Here is a 22284-nt window from a genome sequence, read left to right on the forward strand (position 1 = left end):
ATGCGCCTGTATAGCGGTTGAGATGCTTCGGCCAGTCGTGTCAGATATCGCGAGACACGCACCGATTCTCGGGAGAGAGACATGGACGAGATCATTGGCCGCATCGCGAGTGCTGCCGGCATCGGCGAGGACACAGCGAAGCAGGCCGTCTCCATCATCCTCAATTTCCTCAACCGGGACGGACCGAGCGACAAGGTCCAGCAGATCATCGCGGCGCTTCCCGGTGCGGAAGCCTATCTGACCGAGGAAAGCAGCGGCGGCGGCCTGCTCGGCAGCCTCGGCGGCATGCTGGGCGGCGGCATGGGCGCGATGGCCGCGCTCAACGAGCTGACCAATGCCGGCCTGGACATGGAGCAGGTCCAGACCGTGACGCAGGAACTGGTCGCGGTGGCGCGCGAGCACGCCGGCGACGAGACGGTCGACGAGGTGGTCAACGCGATCCCCGGTCTCAATCAGGTTCTGTGAAGGCGCGGTCCGGGCGGCGTTCGGTCGCCCGGCGGGGCTTTCGGCAGACTGTGAGGGCCGTCGGAGGAGAGAGACCGGCGCGGGCCGGCGACGATGGAGGTGCAGATGTCCTATTCGATTTCCGAGATTGAAGGCATTGGTCCGGCCTATGCCGAGAAGCTCAATGCGATCGGCATCAAGACGACGGCCGCCTATCTGGAGCGGGCGAAGGACCCCAAGGGCCGCAAGGCGCTGGCCGAGGAAACCGGCATCGACGACAAGCGCATTCTGAAGTGGGCCAACATGGCCGACCTGATGCGCATTTCCGGGGTCGGCGAGGAGTATTCCGAACTTCTGGAAGCCGCCGGCGTCGACACGGTGAAGGAACTCAAGCACCGCAACGCGGCGAACCTGCACGCGAAGATGGCCGAGGTGAACGGCGAGAAGAAGCTGGTCCGCCAGCTTCCCAGCGCCGGCGCGGTGGAAAAATGGGTCGAGCAGGCCAAGGCGCTCGATCCCATGATGACCTACTGACGCGGGGCCACGCGCGCCTCGGACGCTGCGGAACACGCCGCCGGACGCCGTCCGGCGGGGGCGGGACACGGTGTCCGTCGATGCCGATTCCTCAGGGTTTTTCCGTATGATGCGTTGCCGAGGGCGACGCGAGGTCCTATGTTGCCGGCGTGGGACGCGGGCGGCCGGACGGGCCGCCGCGCCGCGGACGCCGGTTTTTCCGGTGCCGCGACACAAACGAGGTTTCCCGCCGCGCGGCCGGCCGGCCGGCTGGCGGGGGGCGAGGATCTTCGCCCGACATGCTTCCATCTGGAGGATGATTTTATGGCTTTTGAACTTCCCGATCTTCCCTATGCCTACGACGCGCTCGGCCCCTATATGTCCGCCGAGACGCTGGAGTATCACCACGACAAGCACCATCAGGCCTATGTCACCAACGGCAACAATCTGCTGAAGGACTCCGGGCTCGAGGGCAAGTCGCTGGAAGAGGTCGTGAAGGAGAGCTTCGGCAAGAACGCCGGCCTCTTCAACAACGCCGGCCAGCACTACAACCACATCCATTTCTGGAAGTGGATGAAGCCGAACGGCGGCGGCACGTCGCTTCCCGGCGGCCTGGCGTCGAAGATCGACAGCGATCTGGGCGGCTACGACAAGTTCCGCGCCGACTTCATCAACGCCGGCACGACGCAGTTCGGCTCGGGTTGGGCGTGGCTCGCCATGAAGGACGGCAAGCTCGTCATCATGAAGACGCCGAACGGCGAGAACCCGCTGGTGCACGGCGCGACGCCGCTGCTGGGCGTCGACGTGTGGGAGCACTCCTACTACATCGACTACCGCAACGCGCGGCCGAAGTACCTGGAAGCCTTCGTCGACAACCTGGTCAACTGGGACTACGTCGACGAGCTGTTCCAGGCCGCGTCGTAAGCACGACGCCGGCATCTGGCAAACCGCGAAAGGCGGGCGACCCGGTCGCCCGCCTTTTTCGTAGAGGTGCGTGCTTGTGCCGGTTCCTCCGGGCGCGGCCCCGGCGCATGACGGGGCGGGGACGAGGCGTTAACCTTTTGTTAACCTTTTGGGCGCTGAGTCTGAGGGGACTGTGAGGGGCATCCTGCCGTGGCGAGGCCCGCCGGGGTCGGGAGATGGGGCAGGACATCCTATCGATGGAACGCAATACGATGACGTCTGCCCGGACGAATGCAAACCCGAAATCCCTGATCGACGAGTTGGAGCGCCTGCACCGCAAGGCCGAGACCCTGGCGATTTCCTCGCCCGTCGATTTCCACGTCGAGCGTCGGCTCTTGGACATCCTGTCGGAAATGGGGATCGCGGAGACGGAGATCGACCGGGTCGTGTTTCCCTCCGGCCGGCCGGAGGATGTGCGCAGCGCGTCGCGCCTGTCGCTCGAGCATTCCGACCGCGCCTGCCGCTTCGCCCGTGTCGTGCGCCTCGCGGAGCAGGTGTTCGACAATCACCGGAAGGCGTTCCTGTGGCTGCGCACGCCGAGCAAGGCGCTGTCGGGCCGGGCGCCCATCGAATGCCTTGGAACGGAAACCGGCGCGAATGCCGTCGAGGATCTTCTCTCGCGCATCGATTTCGGCATGGCCGCCTGACGCCCCGCCGTTCTCCCCGTGCCCGGTCGCACCGCCCCCATTCCTGAAACGCCGTTCTGGTCAGGGTGACCGATCGGTGTATGATTCCCCTTGAATGCCGGCGCGCCTGCCGCGCGCCTGCGGGGGGCGTGTGACATGCGGGTGTGGCGGCTTTCCAACTATCGCGATCTGAGCGGCCGGGGCGGTCTGGTCGCCTCCGGGCGCTGGCACAATCGCGGGCGGGCGGTCGTCTATTGCGCCGAGAGCTTTGCCCTCGCGCGGATCGAGGTGGAAGAGGGCCTCGGTCTGCCCCCGCTTCTGTGGCCCGACAGCTTCTGTCTCCTGCGCATCTCGGTGCCCGCCACCGCGACGGTCGAGGAGCTCGCCCCGCAAGACCTGCCGGATAGCTGGCGCGACGATCCGCTTGTCACGCGGCGGATCGGCGATGCCTGGCTGCGGGGCACCAGCGCGCCGCTGCTGCGCGTGCCCTCGGCCCGCGCGCAAGGATTCAACTACCTGATCAACCCGGTGCACCGGCTGGCGGACTTTCTGGAGGTGGAGCGGGTCTTCACGCTCGACGAAATGCTCGCCGGCGACGTGTCGGAGCGTGGATAGGCCCGCCCGTTGTCCGCCCCGTCTCACGCGCCCTTGCGGCACTCGCGGGTGAAGGTCTGCAGCAGGAAGCCCGACATGTAGGTGAGGAAGGCGCGGCATTCCGCCTCGGTGCGGAAGCACCCCTCGCGGGAGTAGGGACGTGTCTTGAAGTCGACCTGCTTGCGCCCGCCGATCAGGCCGCGCCACACGTTGGCGGCGCCGTATTGCGCGGTCATGCTGCGGCAGTCGTAGCGCGTGCCGTAGGTTTGCGGCACATAGGCCTCGTCGTAGGTCGGCGCGAAGAGAAGCCGTTCGACGACCCCGTCGCCGGTCGTGGTCGAGGCGGGCGTGCAGGCGGCAAGGGCGAGACTTGCGGCAAGCACCGTGGCGGTGAAGGATTTGGTCATGCGATCCTCGATCGAACGGGCAAGGGTGGCGCGCCGCGTCGCCGGACCTGGAGGCGGGGCGGGCGACGGCGTGCCGGCGTGTCCGCGCTAAGACTTCCGCCAACGCGAAACAAGGACGACGCCGTGACGGACAATGCGATCAATGCCGGGACACTGCAAGCCCTGGATCTGCCCGGCGTGCCGCGAGAGATTGCCGCGCGCATCTCCGCCGAGGCGCAGGTTCTCGACCTGCCGCAGGGGCAAAGGGTGTTCGCGCCCGGCGAGGCCTGCCGGGGGTGGATCCTGGTGCTCGCGGGCAGCGTGCGCGTGACCTTCACCGCCGACACGGGGCGCGAAATGGTGCTCTACCGCGTCGGCGCGGGGGAGACCTGCGTGCTCACCACGGCGTGTCTCCTCGGCGACGACCTATATGCGGCGACCGGCGAGACGGAGGCCCCGACACGCGCGCTGATGCTGCCGGCCGGGCGCGTCGCGGCGTTGCTTGACGAGTCGCCCGCCTTCCGGCGGCTGGTGTTTCGCGGCTTCGGGCATCGGCTGGGCGAGATCCTCAAGACGATGGAGGATGCCGTCTTCCACCGTGTCGACGCCCGGCTGGCGCGCCTGCTGCTGCGCCGCGCCGGCGGCGACGGTTGTCTGCGGGCCACCCAGGCGGATCTGGCGACCGATCTGGGCACGGCGCGCGAGGTGGTGTCCCGCCTGCTGGCCCGCTGGGCGGCGCAAGGGATCGTCGACCGGCGCCGGGGCGAAATCGCGGTGCTGGACCGCGCGCGGCTGGAACGCCTGTGTCCGGACGACCCGGCCTGATCCGCCCGTGTCATGCTCCGGTTCGCATCCTGTGTGACCTAGTCACCGACGCCCGCGCGCCCGGGCGCTAGGGTCGTTCCGTCAGACATCGGCCGCATGTCGGCCCGCGCGACAGGCGACGGGCGGCACGGCCCGCACAGGAGGCAGTCTCATGGCACTCGTCACCACCAACGTCGGCTCGACCGACCGCATCATCCGCATCGTCGCCGGACTGGCGCTCATCGCCTTCGCGCTGTTCGGCCCCGCCGACATCGCCTGGAAATGGGTCGGCTGGATTGGCGTCGTGCCGCTGGTCACCGCGTTCCTGCGCTGGTGCCCGGCCTACACGCTCGTTGGCATGAACACCTGCAAGACGAACTGAGGCGAACTCCTCCCCCTTGCCCCGTCGACAAAAGGGGCCCCGTCGACAATAGGGGCCCCGTCGACAAAAGGGGGGCCCGATCGACAATAGGGGGAAAAGGCACGGACCGGCGGCGTCGCCGACCAGCCACGGACGGCGCCGGCGGGCCTTGCGCGGACCGGAGACGACGGGGTCTCCGGTCCTTCCTTTCGTGCCGACGTCCGGACCCCCGCGCGTCAGCGCTTGCGGCCCTGCGCATCAGCGCTTGCGGAAGGTCAGATCGACCGTGCCCACGACGATCCCGTACTTCATGACATCGGCCGTGTTGCGCACCGTGCGCGCGTCCACCCTGGTGAGCGTGTCGAAGAAGCGCAGTGCGACGGGTCCGTCCCCGGTCGCGACCTCGGCGGCATAACTGAAGGTGATGCTCGGGCCCCCGGCGCGGATCGTCACCGGATTGAGCACGTCGGAGCGGGTGCCGATGTAACGGTCGGCCGCGACCTTCTGGAAGAACCAGACCTTGGTGTCGCGTTCCCCGTCGTCATAGGCGAAATCCTCGCGCAGGCGCAGGGTGAAGGTCTTCGGGTTCCAGGTCCCGTGCGTCACCACGGTGAACTCCCGGCGCACCCCGGCGATCCCGCTTTCGAACACCCCCTTGCCGACCGTGCGGCCCTGGAAATACTCCTCCAGAACGAGGGCATCCGATTTGGCCAGAGCGGCCGGGGCGGCAAGGGCCATCGCCGCGAGCGACGACACGACGGCCAGCGCCGGCCACAGGCGCCGCAATCCGAAAGAGGTGCGGGAAGGAATGGCAAAGGGCATGGGCAGGGTCTCCGGGTGAGAATTTGCCCCTGTCTACGTGCCACCCACCGCCCCGGATCGCGCGGCCGGATCGCGGCCCGGCGCGCGCCCGGGACCGCGACCGGGAGTGCGGTCAGGCCTTGCCGACGACCGACAGCGCGAAGGCGTAGTTGAGCGCGACTTCCTTCAGGCGGTCGAAGCGGCCCGAGGCCCCGCCGTGGCCGGCGTCCATGTTGGTCTTGAGGAACAGCGGCGCATCGCCGGTCTTGCGCTCGCGCAGCCGCGCGACCCATTTCGCCGGCTCCCAATAGGTCACGCGCGGATCGGTCAGCCCGCCGACGGCGAGGATCGCCGGATAGGCTTTCGCCTCGACGTTGTCATAGGGCGAATAGGCGGCGATGACGCGGTAGTCCTCTTCCCGCGCGAGCGGGTTGCCCCACTCGGGCCATTCCGGCGGGGTGAGCGGCAGCGTCTCGTCGAGCATGGTGTTGAGCACGTCGACGAAGGGCACCTCGGCGATGATCCCGCCGAAGGCGTCGGGCGCCATGTTGGCGACCGCGCCCATCAGCATGCCGCCGGCCGATCCGCCCTGCGCCACGATCCGCTCCGCCGAGGTGAGGCCCTCGCCCGCCAGATGCCGCGCGGCGGCGATGAAATCGGTGAAGGTGTTGGCCTTGGTCTCCCGCCGGCCGTTTGCGTACCAGCGAAAGCCCTTGTCCTTGCCGCCGCGGATATGCGCGATCGCATAGACGAAGCCGCGGTCCACCAGCGACAGGCAATTGGTGTTGAAGCTCGCCGGGATCGTGATGCCGTAGGAGCCGTAGCCGTAGAGCAGGCAGGGCGCGGAGCCGTCGAGCGGCGTGTCCTTGCGATAAAGCAGCGTGACGGGCACCGTCTCGCCGTCCGCCGCCGGGGCGTGGATGCGCCGGGTGACATAGGCGTCCCTGTCGTGGCCCGAGGGCACCTCCTGCGTCTTGCGAAGCGTGCGCGCGCGCGTCTCCATGTCGTAGTCGAAGACCTGCGACGGCGTGGTCATCGAGGAATAGGAGAAGCGGATGCGGTTGGTGTCGAACTCGTAGCCGTCCGAAAGCCCCAGCGAATAGGCCTCCTCGTCGAAGGCGATCGCATGCTCGGTGCCGTCGGCGAGCCGGCGCACGACGATGCGCGGCAGGCCGTCCTCGCGCTCCAGCCGCACCATGTGCTTGGCATAGACCGTGTGCGACAGGATCAGCCGGCCCGGCACATGCGGCACGAGATCGGACCAGGCGGCGCGCCCCTGGCCCGCGCGCACATCGGCGAGCCGCGCGGTCGCGATGCGGAAATCCTCCGCCCCGTCGGCATTGGTCAGGATGACGAGCCGGTCGCCGCCGTCGTCCTCGATGGAATACTCCACCGCCGTCTCGCGCGGGGCCACCAGCAGGGGCGCGGCGGTCGGATCGTCGGCCGGGATGAGCCGGACTTCCGAGGTTTCATGGTCGTGCACGTCGATGACGATGAAGCGGCCCGACTGGGTCTTGCCCACACCCATGAAGAAGCCGGCGTCCGGCTCCTCGTAGACGAGCACGTCGTCGGCGACATCCGTGCCGATCTCGTGGCGGAAGAGTTTCGACGGCCGGTGATTGGCGTCGAGGCGGACGTAGAACACATGGCGCCCGCAGGCCGACCACACCCCGCCGCCGGCGGTGTCGGGGATGCGGTCCGGCAGGTCTTCCCCGGTCGCGAGATCGCGGATGGACAGGGTGAAGAACTCCGAGCCGGTGTCGTCATGCGCCCAGGCGAGGCGGCTGTGATCGGGCGCGTGCATCGCGCCGGCGAGGCGGAAATAGGCCTTGCCCTCGGCCTCGCGGTCGCCGTCGATCAGCACCTCCTCGCGGGCGCTGTCGCTGCCCCCATCCGCGCTTTGCATGTCCTCGCTGTCCATGTCCTCGCGGGGAATGCGCACCAGCCGGGGGTGCTGACCGCCGGTGACATAGCGCACGCCGTAGGCATAGGCGCCGTCGGGGGAGGGAACGGAGCTGTCGTCCTCCTTGATGCGGCCCTTCATCTCGGCGAAGAGCGTGTCCTGCAGGTCCTGCGTGTGGGCGAGCCCGGCCTCGAGATGCGCGTTTTCCGCCTCCAGATAGGCGCGGATGTCGGCGTCGAGCGTGTCGGGCGCGCGCATCACCTCCTGCCAGTTGTCCGCCCGGAGCCAGGCGTAATCGTCCGTTCGCGTGATGCCGTGGACGGTGTGGGTGACGGGGCGCCTTGCGGCGCGCGGAGCGGGGGTGTTCGGTCGGTTCAGCATGAGGCGGAGGTAGGCGGTTCGCCGCGCGAAGGCAAGGGTCGCGCGCCCGCGCGCGTGCAAATCCGCGCCGCCTGTGATATGAAACACGCCCATGACCGACAATGCGACCAAACTGGCGCCCGGAACCAAAACCCGGACGGAGCGTCCGCGCCTCTACAAGGTGCTTCTGGTGAACGACGACTTCACTCCGCGCGAATTCGTCGTGGCGGTGCTGAAGGCCGAGTTCCGCATGTCCGACGACGAGGCCTTCAAGGTGATGCTGACCGCCCACCAGCAGGGCGTCTGCGTCGTCGCGGTCTATCCCCGCGACGTCGCCGAAACCAAGGCCACCCGCGCCAGCGACGCCGCCAAGGCCCACGGCTTCCCCCTGAGGTTCGAGACCGAACCGGAGGCGTGAGGGGGATAGCGAGCGGAGTTGCATCCGCGGTGAGGCCCAAGCATCGCACTGTCCGCTAAAGGGATGCGGGAAACATATCCCGGCCGCGCCGCCCTCCACCTCGGTCGGGGGCGTCATTTGACACAGGACCGCCGCCTGCGCGGTGTCCGTGGTGACCACCAGGCCGAAAGGGCAGCCGGTTTACCTCCCATTTCGGGGCCGGCCACGCCAGTTAGCGGCGTACCGCCACATCCACCCCACCCACCTGCGTCACCCCGGCCTCCGAGCCGGGGTCCATTGGGGCCCTCAGCCGGTCCGCGTTAGCGCAACGGCCGCCCGAGATCGGGCGCTCTTGGATACCTCCGCAAGCGTTTCAGCGCGGCGGGCAGGTCGCGTCGCCGGCGCGTTCCGCCGCCGCCCCGCCCAGAGGGACGTCGGCCGACCCGAGGGCGGCGCAGTCGGGCGCGGGAGCGGCGAGACGCACTGCCGACTCGCCTTCGACGAAGATCCCCGGCACAAGTTCCGCCATGGGTCGAGCGATGCGCCTTGACGTAGCTGCTTTCGATGGAGGTGCTCTTGGTGACCGCGCCCGGACGCCGCGAGCGCTTCGACCAGATCCGCCCAGAACCGTTTGCGGGACCAGCGGTTGAACCGCTTATAGATCGTCGTCGAAGGCCCATAGGCTGTCAGCCGTCGCATTGGCTACCCTCGTCGCGTTCTGGCTATAATTGAGCCTGGAGCCTAGCCTATGAACGGGTACATTCAGTGGAGCAGGTCTCTTGCAGTGGCCCGAGTAAAAGCGTTTAAGTTCCAGACAATATTGATTTGATTAAATGGTTCATTGGTGATGAATTAGCGAAATACTCAAGCTTATGATTGCGTGATATCGGCAATAGACTTCTGTGACCGACCGCACTTGCCCATGCGAGCCAATCAGAACGGCCAGCAACAAGTTGTTCGTCACGCATTTCCACAAGCCCAAATCGGTTGTCGGAGATTTCCAAAATCTTGGCCTTTGAGATAATTGAAGCATTCGGATGATTGTAGAGCCTTGAAATGATTTCAGGGGCGTATTTTGTGTTCATCGCATAGTCTTGCAAAATCCAAGCAAACCAGAATATTTGATATTCTTGCAAGCCACCGTAATAAGTGGCTGCAGAAATCATTTCTCCGATAAAATCATTATCTTCGATGTGCTTGCAGAATGACCAAATGTTTTTGGCCAAGTGGGGGAAGCTCGTGGCAAAGTGCGCAAGGTGAGGCTGCACTTCCTCGGGATGGTCACGAAAAAGGCTCAGGACAAGCTCAGCGTCTTCTTCCTCAAGGTGCCGCGATTTTAGGAGTTCTCGTAGGTATTCAAGTTCTTTATCTGTAATCTGAATTTCTTCAAACGCAGATTCAAAGTCATCCAGATATACGAGACGCGCAGCCTTTCTGCGTTTGGCGAGCAAGTTGGCCTTCACTTCGTCAATGTTATCTTCGACTTGTGCGGCGACAGCGCCGCCAGCAACAGTCTTGCTGGGGTTGACCGTCAAACCCTTCTGGCCAAGTAATTTTTGTATCAAATAAAAATCTTCTTTCAGCGTTTCTTGATCGTCTGAGTATAGGACAAAGTCATCCATGAAACGGACAACAGCGCTAGACTTAATTCCGTGGTGCTGTTCGATAAATCGCAGAAAGTCACTGCCGACCATTTTGGCGGGGTACATTCCCTGCGGCCAACAGTCGATGCTCCGCCCTGAGTTGCTTTGCCTCAAATATGTGCCAAGGGCGCTCACGTCGTCCATATCGACACCCAGGTTGGCAAACCATGCAACAATGTCGTGGTGGTAAATGCCGTTGAAATATGAAGCGACATCAAAGCTCAAAGAATGGTCGAACTTTGCAGCATATGCGACAACTGCTTTCTTGTATCCCGTATAGGAAGCTGTTGCGGGAATAGGTTTCCCATCTTCAAAGCGATATCCGAAGTGCTTTTTGTCATTGTGGAAAGGCTTGCGAAACTTTGAACGATTTCGGAAGACTACGTCATACAGAAAGAACTCAGACACAGGGTCAAGCTTCACAGTTCGACGAAGATGGTTCCGAGGCTTTGACGCATATACGCGCGTCTGCGCGAGAAATTGGTAGGATTTGTCTTCGTCTGATTTGCTCAAACACCTTTGAATATGAGAACTAATTTCAACTGCTCCGTTGCCAATGAGAAATCGGCACGTTTCCATCGGAAACAGTGTGCTGGTGAAATCGTATTCGAAAAATTCTCTGGACGTCTGCATGGCAACACGCGTGGCACAAATCTGTTTGATTGTTAAGCTCTAGACTCAATTATAGCCAGAACGCGACGAGGTTAGCCAAGGCGACGGCGGAAAGAAAGTTCCTGGCGAGTTTGTTGTAGCGGGTTGCGACACGGCGAAAATCCTTCAGGCGGCAAAAGGCGTTCTCGATGAGATGTCGGCTCTTGTAGCGGGACTTGTCATAACGGATGGCGCGCTTTCGGTTGGAACGACCGGGAATGACCGGGATGATTGCGCCCTGGCGCGAGCGCTTTCGCAGACTGTTGGCGTAATAGCCCTTGTGGGCGAGCAGTTATTTCGCCCCCTCTTCCGCCATAGGCCGAGCGATGCGCCTTGACGTAGGTGCTGTCGATGGAGGTGCTTTTGGTGACCGTGCCGGACGCCGCGAGCGCTTCGACTAGGTCCGTCCAGAACCGTTTGCGGGACCATCGGTTGAAGCGGTTGTAGATCATCGTCGAAGGCCCATAGTCTGCCGGACAATTGCACTACCTGCAGCACACTTTGAGCACATGGATAATGCCGGAAATCACCCGACGGTCATCGACCCGGCGCGCGCCGCCCTTGTTCCTCGGCAAGAGCGGTTCGATGACCGCCCATCGCTCATCCGACAACCAAAACAAGCGCCCCATCCAAGCCACCGCCCCATTGATTGAAAATCTTGAAGCTGGCTTGGTGCGTTAAATCAATACGATCAATAGGTTTTGACCCTATATCCCATTCTCATCTACCAACTAGCGTTTTCGGCTCCCTCAGGAAAGTGTGCCGCGTAATGCCCCTCATTGCCCCGGCCGTCCACTCTTCTTCGGCCGCCCCCGGCGCCGCTTTTCCTCCGCCGGGTCCTCATAGGACCCCGCGCCGATCTTGCCGCGGCGGAGCGGGCGGGCGTCGTCCTCCGCCTGTTGCGCCGGGTTGACCGGCTTTGTCGGCAGCGGCCGGTTCGACAGCGGCACTTCCGTGCGGCCCACGGTCATCTCGTCGAGCGTATTCTTGCGCACTCTTGACGTGTCGGGCAAGGGGGATGCACCCGCGCGGGCCTTTGCGGCGCGGTCCCGGGCGGTTTCCTTCCTGGCGCCGCTGGCGCCGGCCTTGGTGCCGCCCTTGCCGAATTTCCGGTCGCCCTTGTAGCCGCCGGTCCTCTCGTCCAGCTCCGATTGCCGCGACAGCGGATCGTCGGCCACGGCCAGTTCCGTTTCCTGCAGCCGGCGGACCTCGTCGCGCAGCCGGGCGGCGGTCTCGAAGTCGAGATCGGCCGCCGCCTCGCGCATCTGCCGTTCCAGATCGGAGATATGCGCCTGCAGATTGTGGCCGACCAGCTTGCCGTCCTCGGCGAAGCCGGCGTCCACCGTGACGTGATCCTGCTCGTAGACCGAGTCCATGATGTCGCCGATGGAGCGGCGCACGCTTTCCGGCGTGATGCCGTGTTCGGCGTTGTAGGCCTCCTGCTTCTCCCGGCGCCGGTTGGTCTCGGCGATGGCGCGCTCCATCGAGCCGGTCGTCCGGTCGGCATAGAGCAGCACGCGCCCGTCGACGTTGCGCGCCGCGCGGCCGATGGTCTGGATGAGCGAGGTCTCGGAGCGCAGGAAGCCCTCCTTGTCGGCGTCGAGAATGGCGACCAGCCCGCACTCGGGAATGTCCAGCCCCTCGCGCAGCAGGTTGATGCCGACCAGCACGTCGAAGGCCCCGAGCCGCAGGTCGCGGATGATCTCGATGCGCTCCAGCGTGTCGATGTCGGAGTGCATGTAGCGCACCCGCACGCCGTTCTCGTGCAGATATTCGGTCAGATCCTCCGCCATGCGCTTGGTCAGCACGGTGACCAGCGCGCGATAGCCCTTGGCCGCCACCGCGCGCACCTCGCCGAGCAGATCGTCGACCTGCGACGAGGCGGGGCGGATGTCGATCTGCGGATCGACCAGACCGGTCGGGCGAATGACCTGTTCGGCGAAGACGCCGCCCGACTGGTCCATCTCCCAGCTTCCCGGCGTCGCCGAGACGCAGATCGTCTGCGGCCGCATGGCGTCCCACTCCTCGAAACGCAAGGGGCGGTTGTCCATGCAGGACGGCAGGCGGAAGCCGTATTCGGCCAAGGTCGCCTTGCGGCGGAAGTCGCCGCGATACATGCCGCCGATCTGCGGCACGGTGACATGGCTTTCGTCGATGAAGACGATGGCGTCGTCGGGCAGATACTCGAAGAGCGTCGGCGGCGGTTCGCCGGGATTGCGGCCCGTGAGATAGCGCGAATAGTTCTCGATGCCGGCGCAGGAGCCGGTCGCCTCCAGCATCTCGATGTCGAACAGCGTGCGCTGCTCCAGCCGTTGCGCCTCCAGCAGCCGGCCGTGGGCGTTCAGCTCCTCCAGCCGCTGTTTCAGCTCGCTCTTGATCGACTTGATCGCCTGATCGAGCGTCGGCTTGGGCGTCACATAGTGCGAGTTGGCGTAGATCTTGACGGACTTCATCTCCGCCGCCTTCTGGCCGGTCAGCGGGTCGAACTCGGTGATCGACTCGATTTCGTCGCCGAACAGCGAGACGCGCCAGGCCCGGTCCTCGTAGTGGGCCGGAAAAATCTCCACCGTGTCGCCGCGCACCCGGAAGGTGCCGCGCTGGAAGGCGGCGTCGTTGCGCTTGTATTGCAGCGCCACGAGATCGGCGAGCAGCTGCCGCTGGTCGATGCGCTCGCCCACCTCGATGGCGAAGGTCATGGCGGTGTAGGTCTCGACCGAGCCGATACCGTAGATGCAGGAGACCGAGGCGACGATGATGACGTCGTCGCGCTCCAGCAGCGCCCGGGTGGCCGAGTGGCGCATCCGGTCGATCTGCTCGTTCACCGATGATTCCTTCTCGATGTAGGTATCGGTGCGCGGGACGTAGGCTTCGGGCTGGTAGTAGTCGTAATAGGAGACGAAATACTCCACCGCGTTGTCGGGGAAGAACGACTTGAACTCGCCGTAGAGCTGGGCGGCCAGCGTCTTGTTGGGCGCCAGGATCAGCGCCGGGCGCTGGGTGCGGGCGATCACCTGCGCCATCGTGTAGGTCTTGCCCGAGCCGGTGACGCCGAGCAGCACCTGCGTCTTGTCGTCGGTCTGGAGACCTTCCACCAGATCGGCGATGGCGGTCGGCTGATCACCCTTCGGCTCGTACTCCGACTTGAGCACGATCTCGACACCGCCCTCGGATTTTTCCGGCCGCTCCGGGCGATGCGGAACCCAGGCCTCGCCGTTCTTGTGCAGCGGGTTGCCGCTCTCGATCAGCGCCGACAGCGCCTCGACGGTGGCGGTATGCCCGGTGGTGCCGTCGGACATTTCCGGCGCGGGCTTCCTGCCCTTGCCCTTGGTGCGCTTCTTCGTCTCCGCGACCTGCTTCGCCAGCAGCGCCTCGGCGTCCTCCAGGCTCATGTCCAGGCCGGCGACCGGGTTGAGCCCGCCGGCGGCGCGTTCGCGGGGATCGTTCGAGGCGCCCATGGAGGTGCCGCGCGCGGATCGGGCGGGGGGCTGGAGCCGGCCCTTCGCCTTGGCGCCCTTGGGCGAAAGCTTCGCGCCGCGTCCCTCGGAGACCTCGGCGCGCACCGACCCGTCGCCGCCGGCGCGTTCGCGCTCGCGGGCGGAGGTTTTCGCTGTGCGCTTGCCCGTGCCGGCCGCGCCGGCTTTCGGCGCCGACCGGCTCGGCGCCGCATCGTCCTCGGTGATCTGTCGTGCCCAGTCGGAAATGCCGCCGCCGAGCGGCGCGCCCGTGAGCGGCGCCTGCGGCGCCTCGCCGAAGCCGGCGGGCGCGTCCGGCTCGCCGGCGGTCGGATAGGCATCGGCCTCCGGCTCGGGTTTCGCTTTCGCGGCGGAGGGGCGGGTCGGGTCGGGTCGCTTGGCCATGGCCGCAATATGGTCCGAAAGGCCGGCGACGGAAACCCCGTCGTTCCGGCTTTGTCCGGGGCGCGGTCCGGAGCGGGCGCCTTCGCTCAGCGCCGGGCAGGTTCGTGGATCAGCGCCTCGGGCAGCAGCGGTTCGGCCTGCGGTCGTCCGATCAGGAAGCCCTGGCCGTTGGTGCAGCCGGCGAGCGCCAGAAAGGCCTTCTGCTCCTGCGTCTCGATGCCCTCCGCCGTGGTGTCCAGTCCGATGTTGCGGGCCAGATTGGCAATGGTCGAGACGATCGACGCCGAGGTGTGATCGCTGGTGATGCGCGAGACGAAGGAGCGGTCGATCTTGATCTTGTCGAGCGGGAAGCGGTGGAGATAGCTGAGCGAGGAAAAGCCGGTACCGAAATCGTCCAGCGCGATCCGCGTTCCCAGGGCGCGCAGGGCCTGGATTTCGGTCAAGGTGGCGTCATTGCGCTCGATCAGCACATTTTCGGTGATCTCGAACTCCAGCCGCGCCGGGTCAAGCTGCCATTTGGCCAGCACCCGTTCGACAGCGCCGACGAACATGTCCTTGCCGAGCTGGCGCGGCGAGACATTGACCGACACGCAGACGTCCGCCGGCCAGTGCATCGCCTCCTTGACCGCGGTCTCCAGAACCCAAAGCCCCAGATCGTCGATCGTGCCGAGATCCTCCGCGATGGGGATGAACTCCGACGGCGGCACCATCGTGCCGTTCGGGCATTGCCAGCGCAGCAGCGCCTCGTGGCCCACCACCCGGTCGTGTGCGAGATCGATGATCGGCTGATAGTGCAGGGCGAAGGTCTCGGCCTTGGCGGCGGTCAGAAGCTTGCCCTCCAGGCGCTTGCGCCGCGTGATCTCGCGTTCGATGGTCTTGTCGAATTCCCGGAAGCCGATCTCGCGCTGCGACTTGATCTTGTAGAGCGCGCTGTCGGCGCGGGTCATGATCTCGGCCCGCGACCGACAATCGGGGGTGATCGCGGCGATGCCGATGCTGACGCCGAGCTTGACCCGCAGGCCGTCGAAGACATGGGTGCGGGCGATCTCGTCGATCACGCGTCGCGCCTGGGCCTCCGGCCTGTCGTCGCCTTGCGTGCCGGGCCGGAACAGGATCGCGAATTCGTCGCCGCCCAGACGCGCGGCCAGATGCCGTTCGCCGGCGACCCGGTCGAGGATCGCCGCCACGCGCTTCAGCACCGCATCGCCCAGGGAATGGCCGTAACTGTCGTTCACGGTCTTGAAATCATTGAGGTCGACCAGCATCAGCGCCTCGCCGGACGCGCCCGCCGCGCCGCGGCGCACGGCCTCCTCCAGCGCCTGGTCGAAGGCCGCGCGATTGGCGAGGCCGGTCAACCCGTCGCGCTCGGCCGCCTCGCGCAATTGCGCGGCCGCACGCTCCTGCTCGGTGATGTCCTCGTGAGTTTCCACCCAGCCGCCGTCCGGCATGGGGGCGACGGTGACGGCGATCACCCGATCCGGCGTGAGTTGCATGCGCGTTCGGTAGATCTCGCCGCGCCCGACCCGCTCCCAGATCCGCCGCATCGCCTCGTCCGGGTCGAGATGGAAATTGCCGTGCTCGCGGTGATAACGCAGAAAGCTCGTGTAGTGCCGTCCCACGGCCGCCACGTCCCTCGGCATGTCGAACAGATCGAGCGCGCGCTGGTTGACGAGCACCAGACAGCCGTCCTTGTCGAGCACCGCCACGCCGTGTTTCATCGACGACAGGGTGACCTCCAGATTGCGCGACTTCTCCGAGGCCTCATGGGCGGTCTGGCGCAGGTCGGCTTCCAGCTGACGCAGGTCCGTGATGTCGGAATGCACGCCGATCGCCTCGTCGCCGGGACGTCCGCCCTCCAGGCGGAACTGCCCGGTCGCGCGCACCCAGCGCGGCCAGTCCCTGTCCTGGCGCACCCGCACCGTCACGTCGAAGGCCGCGCCCGTGCGCCGCGCGGAGGCGATGGCCGCGTCGAGCGCCGGCCGGTCTTCCTCCACGATGCGCTCGCGCCAGGCGGCATAGCTGCCGGAGAAGGTTTCGGGATCCAGGCCGTAAAGGGCAAGCCCCGCCTCGTCCAGCGTCACGCGGTCCATGGCGCGATCGTATTGCCAAAGGGCCAGCTGCGCCGAGGCGCGCGCCAGATCGGCTGTGATCACCGCGTCGCTGAGCGCGTCCTGGTTCTGCTTGGCGCGCAGCACCTCGCGGGTGGTCAGGCCGAGCACGACCACGCCGGAGATATTGCCGATCAGCAGATAGGGCCAGGCCACCGCGAGCAGGCTCAGGCCGAAGGCAATTCCGGAGCCGATGAAGAGGGCGGGAACGGCGAGCAGCGTTCCGACGGCGGAAATGGCCACCAGATCGCGCAGCGTCGGCAGGCGCCGCTTGACCGACAGAAGATAATAGCCCGCCGCCCATCCGGCGCCGGCGTAGAAGAAGAAGCTGAGGATCCCTCCGACGACGGCCGGCCCGCCCACCTGATATCGGGCGATGGCGCCGATCGCGGCGGTCAGCAGGCCCGCCACGGGCCCGGCGTAGAAGGCCGACAGGATCGCCGGTCCGGCGCGGGTGTCGAAGGTCGCGCCGTTGGGAATGCTGAGCGGGACATTGACCACCATCACGCTCATCGCGCCGAAGGTGCAGCCGATGACGACCTTGCTCACAATGGCATGGCGCGACACGTCCAGCGTGATGCGCAGGAAGAACAGCACGAGGGCGCCGAACGACAGCAGGCCGAGATTGGAAACGTATTGCAGCAGCATCGATGGGGTCCGCGGTCCGGCGTGTCGCGATCTCAACGGAAGTTTATATTTTTCCTACGTGGACCTCGAGGGATAGATCTTTAAGAGACCTGATTCTGCATTGTTTTTCAAATGATCACACAAATGTGAGTGCTTACCTCTCCGCATTGCCGACGTTGCGGAGGCAGAAAACGACTTTATCGATATTTTCCTGCAAGTCCTGACATTGTGAGGTTTCGCGAGGCAAGATGGGCCGCCGGCCGGCGCGGATGCGGGCCGGCACTCTCCGCGAGCCTTGAGCGCCGCCGTCATCACGCAGCCTCGAGCCCACTCCGGCGTCACCCCGGCCGAGCGTCCGCGAGAGCCGGGGCCCATTGGCACCCGAGCGGGTGGGCATGGGGCGAGGGGGGGGGCGCTGTCCGCACCGCCACTCCGGCTCGGGCATCGATTGGCCCCCGGCTCGCCGGCTTCGCCTGCGTCCGGGCATACGCGGGCCGGGCTGGGGATGCGGGCACGCCGGGCGTTGCGGCGGTGGGGCGAAGCGCCTAGCGTCGGGTTGCATTCGCGCCTTCCGCCACCAACGCAGTCCAGCCGTTGCCCCATGTCCGAAAACCCGCTGCCGATGCCCATCCGATCCAAGGCGGATATCGACGCGCTTGAGGCGCAGGGCGAATTGACGCGTGCCGAAAATGCCCTGATCGCGGGCTGTCAGGCCGGAGAGATGGTCGTTCTGGAGGACGGCACGCGCCCTTCGGACCCGAGCGACGGCCGCACCGTGCGCGCCGACCTGCTGCGCTACCTCATCCTCGGCGGCTGCGACGGCTGCCGGGTGCACGAGCGCGGCGTAGGGCTCCAGGGAGCCTGGGTGGCGGGGGCGCTGGATCTCAGCTTCGCCACGGCGCGCGGCGCGACGCTGATGCGAAACTGCATGTTAGAGATGGGAATTCTGGCGCCGCAGGCGCGGCTGCAGCGACTCGATCTCGCGGGCAGCCGGCTTCCGGGGCTCTTTGCGTCGCGCGCGAGCGTCTCAGGAAACGTCTGGCTCGCCCGCCTCGAGAGCGCCGGGCCGGTCGACCTCGTCGGCGCCGAGATCGGCGGGCAGCTTGACTGCGACGGCGCCAAGCTCGACGGCGGCGACGGAAATGCGCTCAACGCGCACAGCGCAACGATCACCGGCGGCGTGTTTCTGCGACAGCTTGAGAGCACCGGAACGGTTGATGTAACCAGCGCCGAGATCGGCGGGCAGCTTTCGTGCAACGGCGCTAAGCTTGACGGCGGCGACGGAAATGCGCTCAACGCGCAAGGTGCAACGATCACCGACGGCGTATTTCTGCTGAAGCTCGAGAGCACCGGAACGGTTGATGTTAACAGCGCCGAGATCGGTGGGCAGTTGGACTGCAGCGGTGCCAAGCTCAACGACGACGGCGGCGGTGAAGCGCTCAACGCGCAAGGGGCGACAATCACCGGCGATGTCTTTCTGGAGGGGTTTAAGAGCAGCGGCGAAGTGAACCTTGCGGGCGCCGAGATCGGCGGGCAGCTTGCCTGCACGGGCGCCAGGCTCGACGGCGGCGGCGGGATGGCGCTCAATGCCCACAGTGCAACGATCACCGGCGGCGTGTTTCTGCTGAAGCTCGAGAGCACCGGCAAGGTGAACTTGGCTGGCGCGGAGATCGGCGGGCAGCTTGCCTGCAACGGCGCCAAGCTCGACGGCGGCGATGGGACGGCGCTCAACGGGCAACGCATGCAGGTCTTGGGCGGCATGTTCTGGCGCGACCTGGTGTCGGTGAATGGCGCGGTAGTCCTGCACGCAGCGCATGTCGCTGATCTCGTTGATGATCGCGCAAGTTGGGAAAAGGTCCGCAATCTCAGCCTCGTCGGCATGACCTATGACAATGTGGTGGGGCCGCTCGACATGGACATGCGGCTCGCCTGGCTCAAGAAGGGCGCACGGCTCGGCAGTGACTTCCATCCGCAGCCCTATCAGCAGCTGGCCAAGGTCTTGCGGGAGAGCGGGCATCGCACCGAGGCGCGCAGGGTCCTGATCGCCAACGAACGGGAGCAGCGGCGGGCCGCCCGGCGCCGCTGGCGCGCGGAGCGGCGCTTTCGGCGCGATTTACGATGGTACAGCATCAATCCATCCGAGGCGACGCACGCGGTCTTAACGAGGTCGGCGCAGTTGGCGGGCGACCTTGCTGCACGGCTGGCGCCTGTGTTCAACCGTTTGCACGGCGATCCGGTGGGGGACCGCGTCCCGGACCCGCATGAGCGTGGGCTGGCGCAACTCAACTTCCGCAATCGCCTGCTCTGGGCCAACGTGAAAACACGCCTGCGGATCGCCGGGAGCCATATCGGCGACCGCATCCTGCGCACCGTGACCGGCTATGGCTATGCGTCGCTGCGCAGCCTGTGGGCGCTTGCCCTGCTGATCGCTGCGATGGCGGGTCTTGCCCAATCCGCCTGGACCGCCGGGGATTTTGCGCCGAACTCCCCCGTCGTGCTGCTGTCGCCCGGCTGGACGGAGATCGCCAACGGCCCGCTCGGGGCGTCGGTGAACGCGGCCGCCGTTTGGTCCTCCGGCACCGGGGCCGGGCGCGATTACGAGACCTTCAACGCGCTCGCCTATGCCATCGACGTGGTGGTGCCGCTCGTGGAGCTCGGGCAGGAGGCGGCGTGGTCGCCGTCGCCGGCGCGCGGATGGTGGGGCGCGGTGACCTTTTACGCGCAAAAAGTCTTCGTGCTTGCCGGCTGGATCGTCGCCGCGATCTTCGCCGCCGCCGTCACCGGCCTCATCCGCCGCGACGACTGACGCGGCGCGCGCGCCAACTGCTGTCGGCGCCCCGACCCCGGATCTCCGGCTTCGCCTGCGTCCGGGGTTGTTCGTTTGAAGGAGTGTTAGAGTGGGGGCGGTCTCCCGGCCCATAGATTGCCGGGAGACCGGTGGCAGGCGACCGTTCCGGGATTGGGTTTCCACCCGTCGTCATCAGGGTCCCTGCCGCTTCCTTTTCCCGCTTGGAGAGTTGATGGGGCCTCTGGCTGTCACCACGCCCGCGAACAATCCGAAGCCTGATCAGGATACCACCGCCATGGCTTTTCTGGAACATGCCCCACCCCATGTCGTCGGCATCGATGTCTCGAAGCAGACGCTGGCCGTCTCCGCCTGTCGCGGCAATGCGGCGCGCAGCGTCGCCAACACGACCCGCGCGATCCGCAAGCTCGTCGCCGGCCTGCCTTCCGGCACGCTGGTCGTCTGCGAGCCGACCGGCGGATATGAACGCCTGCTGCTGGTTGAACTCAGGGCCGCAGGGGTCCCCTGCCACCGGGCCGACACCTTGAAGGTCAAGGCTTTCGCACGCTCCTTCGGACGCCTGGCCAAGACCGACGCGATCGACGCCGGTCTGCTCGCCGCCTACGGGCAGGAGCGCTGGCAGCGCCTGTCGCTGCATCAGCCAAGCGGAGACACACAGGCCAGGCTGGCCGCGCTCGTGGCCCGTAGGCAGGATCTCATGGCGATCCGGGTCGCCGAGCTCAATCGGGCCAAGTCTCCGGGCTGCGCGTTGATTGCCTCTTCCTGCAAGGCGCTCCTGCGGACGCTGGACCGGCAACTGGCGGCGCTCGATACAGCCATCGACGCGCTGTGCGTCCGCTGCAGACTGCTTGCCCGGCGCATCGCTCTTTACCGCAGCCTTCCGGGCGTGGGGCCGCGAACCGCCATCGCACTCGCCGCCACCATGCCCGAACTGGGGACGATGACCGGCAAGCAGGCCGCCTCTCTCGCTGGCCTTGCTCCGCACCCCAGAGACAGCGGGACACTCCGGGGCTACAGAAAGACCCGCGGCGGACGCCCGCAGATCCGCTCCCTCCTGTTCATGGCCGCCCTTGGCGCGGCACGCAGCAAGGGCCCGTTAAAGCCCTTCTATCAACGACTTGTCGAAAACGGAAAGAAGAAGCTCGTCGCTCTCACGGCCGTCATGAGAAAGATCGTCGTCATCCTAAATGCACGCATGAGAGACGAACTCAACGCAATGAGTTGATGACGCGGAGAGGGGGCTGTTCTGGCGGGATCGGGGCTCGTGCGCCGCGTCATCCCGGGCAAGGCAAAGCCGCGACCCGGGATCGGAGAGCCCCGAAAGGGCGCCGCTATCACGCGGCCTCGCGTCCACTCCGCCGTCAGCCCGGCCGAGCGTCCGCGAGAGCCGGGGCCCATTGGCGCCCGAAGGGCACGTGATGGGGCGAGGGGATTGCCGCGCCGCTGTCCGCACCGCCACTTCGGCTCCGGCATCGATTGGGCCCCGATCTCCGGCTTCGCCTGCGTCCGGGGGCGCGCGGAGAGGGGGCGACGGGGAGCGCGGGGCGGCGGCCGCGCGCTGCCGTTTGAGGCATTCTCAGGCGCGTGCCCGCGCGGTGCGGGAGCCCCGAAAGGATGCTGCGATTGCGGGCCTCTCGATCCCACTCCGCCGTCACCCCGGCCGAGCGTCCGCGAGAGCCGGGGCCCATTGGCACCCGAGCGGGAGGGGATGGGGCGAGGGGATTGCCGGGCCGCTGTCCGCACCGCCGCTTCGGCTCCGGCATCGATTGGGCCCCGGATCTCCGGCTTCGCCTGCGTCCGGGGGGACGCGGGAGAGGCGGCGCGCCTTACGCGTCTTCCTCGAAGATCATCGCGGTGCCGTTCATGCAGTAGCGCAGGCCGGTGGGGGCGGGGCCGTCGGGGAAGACGTGGCCCAGATGCCCGCCGCAGGTGCCGCAGCGGATTTCCGTGCGCACCATGAAGTGCGAGCGGTCCTCGTGCTCCGTCACCGCCTCGGGCGACACCGCCTCGAAGAAGCTCGGCCAGCCGCAGCCGGCGTCGAACTTGGTATCGGAGCGAAACAGCGGCGATCCGCAGCCCGCGCAGGAATAGAGGCCGGGGCGAAACGTGTCCCAATAGGGGCCGGTGAAGGGCCGCTCGGTGCCGGCGCGGCGCAGCACGTGAAATTGCTCCGGCGTGAGCTCTTCCTTCCACTCGGCGTCGCTCTTTTCGACCTTTTGGTGATTCGATGCATTCGTCATGGGGCTCGGTCCGACTTTGCGAGGGCGTTCTGCAACTTGGGAAATAGGCGTGCCCGCGGGTCCTGACAACTCGGCCTGCGACAATTGTCGAAACCTATGGGAGCGCGTGCGGTATTCGCTTGCTCCCGCAGGGGGGGCGGTTATATGTGGGGCAAATCTTAACCAACTCCCGATAGACACGCACGAATCGTTCCTTTGAC

At 66.2% G+C, this 22284-nt stretch carries 16 protein-coding genes and 4 pseudogenes; 10 read left to right on the forward strand and 10 right to left on the reverse strand.

Annotated elements, in window-relative coordinates:
• Positions 1 to 81: 81 nt before the first annotated feature.
• From ABL312_RS03685 to ABL312_RS03705, 5 genes are all read left to right on the forward strand, one after another.
• Positions 82 to 465, forward strand: a complete 384-nt coding sequence (locus ABL312_RS03685; RefSeq protein ID WP_349360027.1) for a DUF2267 domain-containing protein — start codon at positions 82 to 84, stop codon at positions 463 to 465.
• A gap of 105 nt (positions 466 to 570) precedes the next feature.
• Complete coding sequence (locus ABL312_RS03690) at positions 571 to 978, forward strand: DUF4332 domain-containing protein (RefSeq protein ID WP_349360028.1); 408 nt, start codon at positions 571 to 573, stop codon at positions 976 to 978.
• A 303-nt stretch (positions 979 to 1281) separates the two neighbouring features.
• On the forward strand, positions 1282 to 1881 hold the full coding sequence (locus ABL312_RS03695) for a superoxide dismutase (protein ID WP_349360029.1): 600 nt from the start codon (positions 1282 to 1284) through the stop codon (positions 1879 to 1881).
• A 251-nt stretch (positions 1882 to 2132) separates the two neighbouring features.
• A complete protein-coding gene (locus tag ABL312_RS03700; protein ID WP_349360030.1) occupies positions 2133 to 2567 on the forward strand; it encodes an antitoxin Xre/MbcA/ParS toxin-binding domain-containing protein in 435 nt (144 codons plus the stop codon).
• A gap of 135 nt (positions 2568 to 2702) precedes the next feature.
• The gene (locus tag ABL312_RS03705; RefSeq protein WP_349360031.1) at positions 2703 to 3161 is read left to right on the forward strand and encodes an RES family NAD+ phosphorylase; all 459 of its coding nucleotides are present in this window, start codon (positions 2703 to 2705) and stop codon (positions 3159 to 3161) included.
• A 23-nt stretch (positions 3162 to 3184) separates the two neighbouring features.
• Here ABL312_RS03705 and ABL312_RS03710 read toward each other — a convergent pair whose 3' ends face one another.
• Positions 3185 to 3547, reverse strand: coding sequence for a hypothetical protein (locus tag ABL312_RS03710; RefSeq protein ID WP_349360032.1), 363 nt, complete (start codon positions 3545 to 3547; stop codon positions 3185 to 3187).
• Positions 3548 to 3670: 123 nt separating this feature from the next.
• Between ABL312_RS03710 and ABL312_RS03715 the strand changes: the two genes are divergently transcribed.
• Both ABL312_RS03715 and ABL312_RS03720 read left to right on the forward strand, forming a co-directional pair.
• Complete coding sequence (locus ABL312_RS03715; protein WP_349360033.1) at positions 3671 to 4351, forward strand: Crp/Fnr family transcriptional regulator; 681 nt, start codon at positions 3671 to 3673, stop codon at positions 4349 to 4351.
• A 151-nt stretch (positions 4352 to 4502) separates the two neighbouring features.
• A complete protein-coding gene (locus ABL312_RS03720) occupies positions 4503 to 4712 on the forward strand; it encodes a DUF2892 domain-containing protein (RefSeq protein WP_349360034.1) in 210 nt (69 codons plus the stop codon).
• A 237-nt stretch (positions 4713 to 4949) separates the two neighbouring features.
• Here the strand turns inward: ABL312_RS03720 and ABL312_RS03725 are convergent, their stop codons facing one another.
• Together ABL312_RS03725 and ABL312_RS03730 are read right to left on the reverse strand one after the other, a co-directional pair.
• Positions 4950 to 5513: a DUF3833 family protein gene (locus tag ABL312_RS03725; RefSeq protein ID WP_349360035.1), complete on the reverse strand. Its 564-nt coding sequence runs from the start codon at positions 5511 to 5513 to the stop codon at positions 4950 to 4952.
• Between the two features lie 112 nt (positions 5514 to 5625).
• Positions 5626 to 7776: a S9 family peptidase gene (locus ABL312_RS03730; protein WP_349361336.1), complete on the reverse strand. Its 2151-nt coding sequence runs from the start codon at positions 7774 to 7776 to the stop codon at positions 5626 to 5628.
• A 91-nt stretch (positions 7777 to 7867) separates the two neighbouring features.
• On the opposite strand from ABL312_RS03730, the gene clpS reads away from it, so the two are divergent.
• On the forward strand, positions 7868 to 8173 hold the full coding sequence (clpS, locus tag ABL312_RS03735; RefSeq protein ID WP_349360036.1) for an ATP-dependent Clp protease adapter ClpS: 306 nt from the start codon (positions 7868 to 7870) through the stop codon (positions 8171 to 8173).
• 500 nt (positions 8174 to 8673) lie between these two features.
• Here the strand turns inward: clpS and ABL312_RS03740 are convergent.
• The 6 genes and pseudogenes from ABL312_RS03740 to ABL312_RS03760 form a co-directional block, all read right to left on the reverse strand.
• A pseudogene (locus tag ABL312_RS03740) lies at positions 8674 to 8839 on the reverse strand (IS5/IS1182 family transposase); the annotation flags it as partial.
• Between the two features lie 116 nt (positions 8840 to 8955).
• Positions 8956 to 10428 carry an antiviral reverse transcriptase Drt5 gene (gene drt5 / locus ABL312_RS03745; RefSeq protein WP_349360037.1) on the reverse strand — a complete coding sequence of 491 codons (1473 nt, stop codon included), beginning with the start codon at positions 10426 to 10428 and terminating at the stop codon, positions 8956 to 8958.
• A 49-nt stretch (positions 10429 to 10477) separates the two neighbouring features.
• A pseudogene (locus ABL312_RS03750) lies at positions 10478 to 11075 on the reverse strand (transposase).
• A gap of 147 nt (positions 11076 to 11222) precedes the next feature.
• A pseudogene (uvrB, locus tag ABL312_RS03755) lies at positions 11223 to 13724 on the reverse strand (excinuclease ABC subunit UvrB); the annotation flags it as partial.
• Between the two features lie 89 nt (positions 13725 to 13813).
• Positions 13814 to 14147, reverse strand: a pseudogene (locus tag ABL312_RS20895) (excinuclease ABC subunit UvrB); the annotation flags it as partial.
• 242 nt (positions 14148 to 14389) lie between these two features.
• Positions 14390 to 17059, reverse strand: coding sequence for an EAL domain-containing protein (locus ABL312_RS03760; protein ID WP_349360039.1), 2670 nt, complete (start codon positions 17057 to 17059; stop codon positions 14390 to 14392).
• Between the two features lie 580 nt (positions 17060 to 17639).
• Here ABL312_RS03760 and ABL312_RS03765 point away from each other — a divergent pair.
• Both ABL312_RS03765 and ABL312_RS03770 read left to right on the forward strand, forming a co-directional pair.
• On the forward strand, positions 17640 to 19844 hold the full coding sequence (locus ABL312_RS03765; RefSeq protein WP_349360040.1) for a hypothetical protein: 2205 nt from the start codon (positions 17640 to 17642) through the stop codon (positions 19842 to 19844).
• Positions 19845 to 20121: 277 nt separating this feature from the next.
• Positions 20122 to 21069, forward strand: coding sequence for a transposase (locus ABL312_RS03770; protein ID WP_349357457.1), 948 nt, complete (start codon positions 20122 to 20124; stop codon positions 21067 to 21069).
• Between the two features lie 601 nt (positions 21070 to 21670).
• On the opposite strand, the gene msrB is transcribed toward ABL312_RS03770, so the two are convergent.
• The gene (msrB, locus tag ABL312_RS03775; RefSeq protein ID WP_349360041.1) at positions 21671 to 22084 is read right to left on the reverse strand and encodes a peptide-methionine (R)-S-oxide reductase MsrB; all 414 of its coding nucleotides are present in this window, start codon (positions 22082 to 22084) and stop codon (positions 21671 to 21673) included.
• Between the last annotated feature and the right edge of the window lie 200 nt (positions 22085 to 22284).

It is taken from the genome of Stappia sp., assembly GCF_040110915.1.
Classification (GTDB): Bacteria; Pseudomonadota; Alphaproteobacteria; order Rhizobiales; family Stappiaceae; genus Stappia.